Source organism: Halobacillus trueperi (assembly GCF_003386945.1).
Classification (GTDB): domain Bacteria; phylum Bacillota; class Bacilli; order Bacillales; family Halobacillaceae; genus Halobacillus; species Halobacillus aidingensis.
Map to the genome: position 1 here is coordinate 76,265 of NZ_QUAE01000014.1, position 6,973 is coordinate 83,237.

The window sequence follows — 6,973 nt, forward strand, 5'->3', positions numbered from 1 at the left end:
AACAGTACTGATTGAAACACTACTCTTATTCTACCAAAAAATCAAACGTTAGTCGTTAAAGATTTCACATACTTGGAGACCATTGTGTTGCTAGGGGGCGCGCCTATGAGATACACTGATTTTATTGAGGTGAAACGACATGATTCTCATGCAATTGAACCAATTGACGAAGCGTTTCGGCGCCGAGTTGATTTTATCGAATATCAAATTGGAAGTGCAGATGAACGACCGGATCGCCATCGTCGGTCGGAACGGAGCAGGAAAATCAACCTTGCTCAAAATGATGGCTGGTGAAATGAGCCACGATGAAGGCAATATTTTCAAACCGAAAGAAACAACGATGGGCTACCTGGCCCAAAATACAGGGCTGCAGTCTGAGGAAACCATTTGGAACGAGATGGAGAAGGTGTTCACCCATCTGAAGGACTTGGAAAAAGAACTCCGCTCCATGGAAGTGCAGATGGCGGACCCAGACTTGCTCGACGATCAGAAACGTTACCAGCAGCTGTTGGCGGATTACGACCGCAAACAGGAATACTTCAAGACCGCAGGCGGGTATCAGTATGAAGCGGATATCCGCGGCGTATTGAACGGGTTGAATTTCAAAAACTTCGACTGGGATACACCGATCAACTCCTTGAGCGGCGGGCAGAAAACACGCCTGGCACTCGGAAAGCTTTTGCTCACAAGTCCTGATGTGCTCATCCTCGATGAGCCGACGAACCATTTGGACATCGATACGCTGAGCTGGCTTGAAGGGTACTTGCAAGGCTATCAAGGAGCGGTCGTCATTGTCTCCCACGACCGGTACTTCCTGGACAAGATCGTTAACACCGTGTATGAAATCGCGTTCCAATCATCCAAGCGATACCACGGCAACTACAGCGATTATTTGAAAAAGAAAGAAGCGGACTATGAGCAGGAACTCAAACGCTTTGAGAAGCAGCAGGAAGAAATTAAACGGATGGAAGATTTCATTCAGAAAAACATCGTCCGCGCGACGACAAGTAAGCGGGCACAAAGCCGCCGCAAGCAGCTGGAGAAAATGGACAAGCTCGAAAAGCCGAAGGACGACAACCAATCGGCGAAGTTCAGTTTCCAGACAGCGAAACGAAGCGGGAACGATGTGCTGAAGCTGCGTAACTACGCGTTCCGTTACAATGACAGCAAGGATTATCTTTTTGACAATGTATCCCTTGATTTGAACCGTGGCGATTCTGTGGCGCTCGTCGGACCGAACGGTGTTGGAAAGACGACGTTATTGAAGACACTCATCGGAGACTTGGAACAATCGAAAGGTGAAAAGCTGATCGGAACGAACGTGCAAATTGGTTATTACGATCAGGAACAGACGAAGCTGAACTCAACGAAAACCGTCTTGAACGAACTTTGGGACGAATATCCGATGAAAAATGAAAAAGATATCCGCACCATTCTCGGTAACTTCCTTTTTTCAGGAGAAGATGTGCTGAAGCCTGTCTCTGCGCTGAGTGGTGGCGAAAAAGCGAGACTTTCTTTAGCGAAACTGATGATGCAGGAAGCGAACTTTTTGATTCTCGACGAGCCGACCAACCACCTCGATCTCGACAGTAAAGAAGTGTTGGAAGCAGCGCTTGTGGACTATCCAGGCACCCTCTTGTTCGTCTCCCACGACCGTTACTTTATCAACAAGATCGCGACACAGGTTGTGGAAATGAATCCTGAAGAGACACGACTGTTTCTTGGTGATTATGACTACTATGTAGATAAGAAGCAGGAAGAATACGAGTTGCAGCAAATCGAAGAAGCAGAACGACTGCAAAACGAACCAAAACAGCAGGAAGTGCAGCAGAAGAACAGCTTTGAAGAAGACAAAGCGGCAAAGCGTGAAGAACGAAAGAAAAACCGCCGCATTGCTGAGATCGAAGAAGAAATTGAACAGCTGGAAGCGAGACTCGAAGAAAACGAAGAGCTCCTCTGTGACCCGGACATCTATCAGGACCACGAAAGATCACTCGAGATCACAGAAGACAACAACCAGCTCCAAACCAAACTCGAAGCCCTCATGGAAGAATGGGAAACCCTCCATGACTGATACTGAAAGAAACAGGTGTACCAGGTCATCCAGAATATGGATGACCTGGTACACCATTTTTTCCCAAACAGATAGTGTTAGAACGATATTCCGCTTTTAATGAACGGAAGTAAAGGTTTATTAATATCTACTTTTAATGATGAACCTAACGCAAATGCATAAGCGTGTATGAATGATGATTCAGTATCCACATAGTTTTCAACAGTTGAATAGCTTTATTAACAGTTTTCAACAGGGTTATACACATTATCCACAAAAATAATGAGATTTATCCACAAAATTGGTACCGTTTTCTTTACCATTTCTACTTATCCACTAATAAATTGTCCACTGTATGTTTATACACATGTGGATAAATCATTTTCTTAATCCATCCTCACACTTATACACACTCCCGTTAATAAAAGGGAAAAGCCCTCCTTATCTATAAAGGAGAGCTTTGATCGTTCTTGTTCACGACCTTATTTTTTTCGTCCACCAAAGAGTTCAAGATCCAGCCCTGGATTGGCATTCAAGTCCCATCCAGCCCGGTGTCCCTGATTGTACGCAACAGCTCCAGCTGCAGCAATCATCGCGGCATTATCTGTGCACAAATGAAGCGGTGGAATGAGCAATTCTGTTTCGCTGCCTTCAAACTTCTCCTGAAGCGCAGCTCTCAGTCCTTTATTGGCAGCTACACCACCTGCGACAATCATCTGCTTCACACCATACTCCTCCGCAGCGCGAATAGCTTTTGTGGATAGCACGTCCACAACACTTGCCTGAAAGCTTGCGGCTACATCCTCAGGTTTCAAATGTTCATCCCGCTGCTTCGCTTTGTGAAGACGGTTGATGACTGCTGACTTCAATCCGCTGAAACTGAAATCATAGGATCCATCTTCAAGCCAGGCACGAGGAAAATCGATTGTTTCTTCCCCTTCTTGAGCGAGACGGTCAATTTGAGGACCTCCTGGATATGGAAGCTTCAGCGTCCGTGCTACTTTGTCATACGCTTCCCCTGCGGCATCGTCCCGCGTTTCACCGATAATTTCAAAGGATCCATGTTCACGCATCAACACAAGCTCCGTGTGCCCGCCGGAAACGACGAGAGAAAGGAGCGGAAATTCAAATTCCTTTTCCAAACGGTTCGCATAGATGTGACCGGCAATATGATGCACGCCTACGAGCGGCTTTTGTTTTGCAAAAGCGATCGATTTCGCGGCATTGACCCCGACAAGAAGGGCGCCGACCAGTCCAGGTCCCTCCGTCACCGCAATGGCATCCATATCGTCTAGTGTCATCCCCGCGTCTTCCAGGGCTTCTTCAAGTGTAATCGTCATCTGTTCGATATGGTGTCTGGAGGCAATTTCCGGTACCACCCCTCCGAAACGCTTATGACTTTCAATTTGAGAGGCTACGATGTTCGTAACCAATTCTGTTTGGTTTCTTACAATTGCCACGGCCGTTTCATCACAACTCGTTTCAATCGCTATAATGTATTGATCTTCCTTCATTTTAATCCCACCCACATCACTAACGCATCTTCACCGTTGTCCGAATAATACCTTTTACGGATGCCTCCAGGTACCATGCCGAACTTCCGGTACATATGCTGCGCGGCTGTATTTGAAACTCTCACTTCAAGCGATAGTTGGATCGCTCCATGCTCGATCGCTTCGTTACACGTATGGCGGAACAATCGCTCTCCATACTTATTTCCTCTATGGTCCGGATGAATGGCGATATTCGTGACATGCGCCTCATCAATGATCAACCACAGACCACAGTATCCAATGATTTTGTCTGCTTTTTCTACGACATAATAATGCGCATAAGGGTTGTCTTCCATCTCTTTTTCAAAGGTTTCCCCGGACCATGGTACGGCAAAAGAAGCCTTTTCGACTTCCATAACAGCTTCTACATCATCCTTCGTCATTCTCCTGATCGTCGCCATTCTATTACTTCTCCTGCTGCTCCAGCCATTTGGCTTCCGCCTCAGGGATCCGCAAGTAGTTCGGGACAAGGTCATGCAACGGACCTGGTTCCTTTTCTTCTGCTACAGAAGCGATGATGGCAGGCCGTGCATAGTGGTAAGGAGCTTTCGGAAGAACCGCCTGATCACCAAGAATCTCGACGATCTTCTCTTCATGTACAGCTATATCCTGACTGAGGAAGAGAACGGGTTCGTCCAGTTCCTTCAATTGATGAAGCCAATCCTCCATTAATACGTTCGTCTCATCCTTTTCAATCGTCATGTCTGACCGATACAGACCTGTGTAGACGAGTCCCCGCCGCGCATCAAAGAACGGACAGACATATCCTTGGAAAAAGGCTCCCTGGCGTGCTACAGCTTCCAAGCTTGAGACACCTACGATAGGAATTCCGAGCGACCATGCCATCGTCTTTGCTGTCGTTAACCCGATCCGGACCCCCGTATATGACCCTGGACCATGAGCAACCGCAATTCTGTCCAAGTCACTCGGCTTCATCCCCGTCTCCTTCATGACCTGATCGATCGCAGGCATCAAACGGATGGAATGATTCTTTTTAATATTCGTCACATATTCACCGGCTACAGCCCCATCTCTAATGACCGCAACCCCCATGACATAATTCGAAGTATCTATCGCCAGTACATTCATTCTAAAATCTCCTTACATAACGCTTCATAATGACCAGAGGCAGCCTTTAATGTGAACAACCGCGTCGAGTCATCCAAATAACGAATCGTAATGTCCAACCGTTCATCAGGTAAAAACTCATGTATGAACTGAGCCCACTCCACGACCGTCACACCATCCCCCTCAAAGTACTCGTCGAAACCAAGGTCCTCATCACTCTCTTCCAGACGGTACACATCCATATGATAAAAAGGGATACGCCCCTGATATTCTTTCATAATCGTAAAGGTCGGGCTGTTGATTGTCCGTTTCACACCCAGTCCTTTGCCTAGACCCTTCGTGAACGTCGTTTTACCTGCGCCCAAATCTCCCTCTAACGTCAGCACATCTCCTGGCTGCAATCGTTGCCCGAGCTTTTCCGCCATCTGCTGCGTTTCTTCCGTAGAGGAGCTTCTCCATTCAAATGTCGTCATTCAATCACCCTTTTCCTTCAAATGAGTATAACCGGAAGAGGTTAAAATTTCCCACTCTCCGCTCTTGTTAACCTTCACCACTGGTTCCGGTCCCTCTTTCGTTTTTACATAGCCTATTTTACTTGCGGTCACACCTGCTTGTTCTGCAGCTTCTATCACTTGTGACCAATCCTTTTCTGGAACCGATCCAAGCAATTCAAAATCTTCTCCTCCTGATAATCCCCAATCTACATACTGCCCGGGAAATACCTTTTGAATCGCTTCAGAAAAAGGGAGAGCTTTCGAATCAATCCAAAGGTCAACTTCCGAGGCTTTTGCGATTTCATTCGCCTCATTCGCAATCCCGTCACTTACGTCGTTCAAAGTCAAGCGTTCCAGATGAGACAAATTAGAAGCAAAGGCTACCCTCGGCACGGGGGATTGATGTCGCTGCACCAGATATGTATGATCCTCGGATGCTTGCCCTTTTGGATTCAATAACCATTCCAGACCTGCACGGGAGTCTCCGAGGGTTCCTGTAACAAACAATACATCTCCCGTCTTAGCTGTCGATCGATATCGGGCCTTCCCTTTATGAACCATCCCAATGACGGTGACACTTATCGAAAGCTCACTTCCGGAAACAGTATCACCGCCGATTAAATCCATCTGATAAGAATCCCCGAGTCTCTTCATTCCCTCATAAATACGTTCAAGTTCTTCCTGACTCCAATCAGAAGGAATGGTAATTGAAACCATAAAAAAGGCAGGCGTACTTCCCATCGCGGCAAGATCGCTGATATTTGCAGCCAGGACACGGTAGCCGATCTGTTCAGGAGCCATCGTCTGTCTCGTAAAATGGACTCCCTCCACCATCGTATCCACAGCCGTAACGATATCATGACCCGATGGTCGGAAGACAGCTGCATCATCATCGATCCCTTTTATTAAAGAAGATTGCCGGTAATACTCCGGCTTGATCGATCGTATAAATGAAAACTCATCCATGTGTAATATCCCTTTCTCTTATGACCGCTTTCTTAATACGAAACCAGCCGAACGTATAATCGTAGTATTCCTATTATACCAAGAGAGAGGCATATTTAAAAAATTCCATAATAAAAGCCTTAGGAAAGGTTCCTAAGGCTGAACGTTTAATTTTAAGTAGTGGCGGTCCGGACGGGACTCGAACCCGCGACCTCCTGCGTGACAGGCAGGCATTCTAACCAACTGAACTACCGGACCAAAATTTTTCATAAAAAAAGAAAGTCTAATGACTTAAATAAAAATTGGTTGCACTTATTAGTACTACGATTTTCATTTAACTTGGATGATTACTCGACGTAGTTAAATGAAATTTGGTTGCGGGGACAGGATTTGAACCTGTGACCTCCGGGTTATGAGCCCGACGAGCTACCAGACTGCTCTACCCCGCGATAATGTGGGATTACTTTGATAAGTTCCCATAAGATTTAATTGTGTTCTATTTCCTATTGTACTACGTTTTAGAAAATAAATCAATGTGGCGGCGTCCTACTCTCACGGGGGTAAACCCGACTACCATCGGCGCTGAAGAGCTTAACTGCTGTGTTCGGCATGGGAACAGGTGTGACCTCTTCGCCTTCACCACCACATCAATATAAAGTTTGAGGTGAACCCTCAAAACTGGATAAGGAAACATCTTGTTTGAAAAAGGACAATCTTTTCACGAATGATTTGAATCAGATAGATAAGTCATCGATCCATTAGTATCCGTCAGCTCCACGTGTCACCACGCTTCCACCTCGGACCTATCAACCTCATCGTCTCTGAGGGATCTTATTTGCTTAAAGCAAAGGGAAATCTCA

Annotated in this window: 6 protein-coding genes, 2 tRNA genes and 2 rRNA genes; 1 reads left to right on the forward strand and 9 read right to left on the reverse strand. The window is 46.2% G+C overall.

Annotation, left to right across the window (positions count from 1 at the left end; genetic code table 11):
* Positions 1–139 precede the first annotated feature (139 nt).
* Positions 140–2,074, forward strand: a complete 1,935-nt coding sequence (locus DYE48_RS15255) for an ABC-F family ATP-binding cassette domain-containing protein (RefSeq protein WP_115824375.1) — start codon at positions 140–142, stop codon at positions 2,072–2,074.
* 461 nt (positions 2,075–2,535) lie between these two features.
* On the opposite strand, the gene tsaD is transcribed toward DYE48_RS15255, so the two are convergent.
* From tsaD to DYE48_RS15300, 9 genes are all read right to left on the reverse strand, one after another.
* Positions 2,536–3,567, reverse strand: a complete 1,032-nt coding sequence (tsaD, locus tag DYE48_RS15260) for a tRNA (adenosine(37)-N6)-threonylcarbamoyltransferase complex transferase subunit TsaD (protein ID WP_115824376.1) — start codon at positions 3,565–3,567, stop codon at positions 2,536–2,538.
* Positions 3,564–4,007 carry a ribosomal protein S18-alanine N-acetyltransferase gene (rimI, locus tag DYE48_RS15265; RefSeq protein ID WP_115824377.1) on the reverse strand — a complete coding sequence of 148 codons (444 nt, stop codon included), beginning with the start codon at positions 4,005–4,007 and terminating at the stop codon, positions 3,564–3,566. Before rimI ends, tsaD begins: the two co-directional genes overlap by 4 nt.
* 4 nt (positions 4,008–4,011) lie before the next feature.
* On the reverse strand, positions 4,012–4,695 hold the full coding sequence (gene tsaB, locus DYE48_RS15270) for a tRNA (adenosine(37)-N6)-threonylcarbamoyltransferase complex dimerization subunit type 1 TsaB (protein WP_115824378.1): 684 nt from the start codon (positions 4,693–4,695) through the stop codon (positions 4,012–4,014).
* Positions 4,692–5,147: a tRNA (adenosine(37)-N6)-threonylcarbamoyltransferase complex ATPase subunit type 1 TsaE gene (tsaE, locus tag DYE48_RS15275; protein ID WP_089654960.1), complete on the reverse strand. Its 456-nt coding sequence runs from the start codon at positions 5,145–5,147 to the stop codon at positions 4,692–4,694. The genes tsaB and tsaE overlap by 4 nt, the downstream gene beginning before the upstream one ends.
* Positions 5,148–6,134, reverse strand: coding sequence for a thiamine-phosphate kinase (gene thiL, locus DYE48_RS15280; protein WP_115824379.1), 987 nt, complete (start codon positions 6,132–6,134; stop codon positions 5,148–5,150).
* A 160-nt stretch (positions 6,135–6,294) separates the two neighbouring features.
* Positions 6,295–6,371, reverse strand: a tRNA-Asp gene (locus DYE48_RS15285).
* 114 nt (positions 6,372–6,485) lie between these two features.
* Positions 6,486–6,562, reverse strand: a tRNA-Met gene (locus tag DYE48_RS15290).
* An 84-nt stretch (positions 6,563–6,646) separates the two neighbouring features.
* A 5S ribosomal RNA gene (gene rrf / locus DYE48_RS15295) occupies positions 6,647–6,760 on the reverse strand.
* 91 nt (positions 6,761–6,851) lie between these two features.
* Positions 6,852–6,973, reverse strand: a 23S ribosomal RNA gene (locus DYE48_RS15300); the annotation flags it as partial.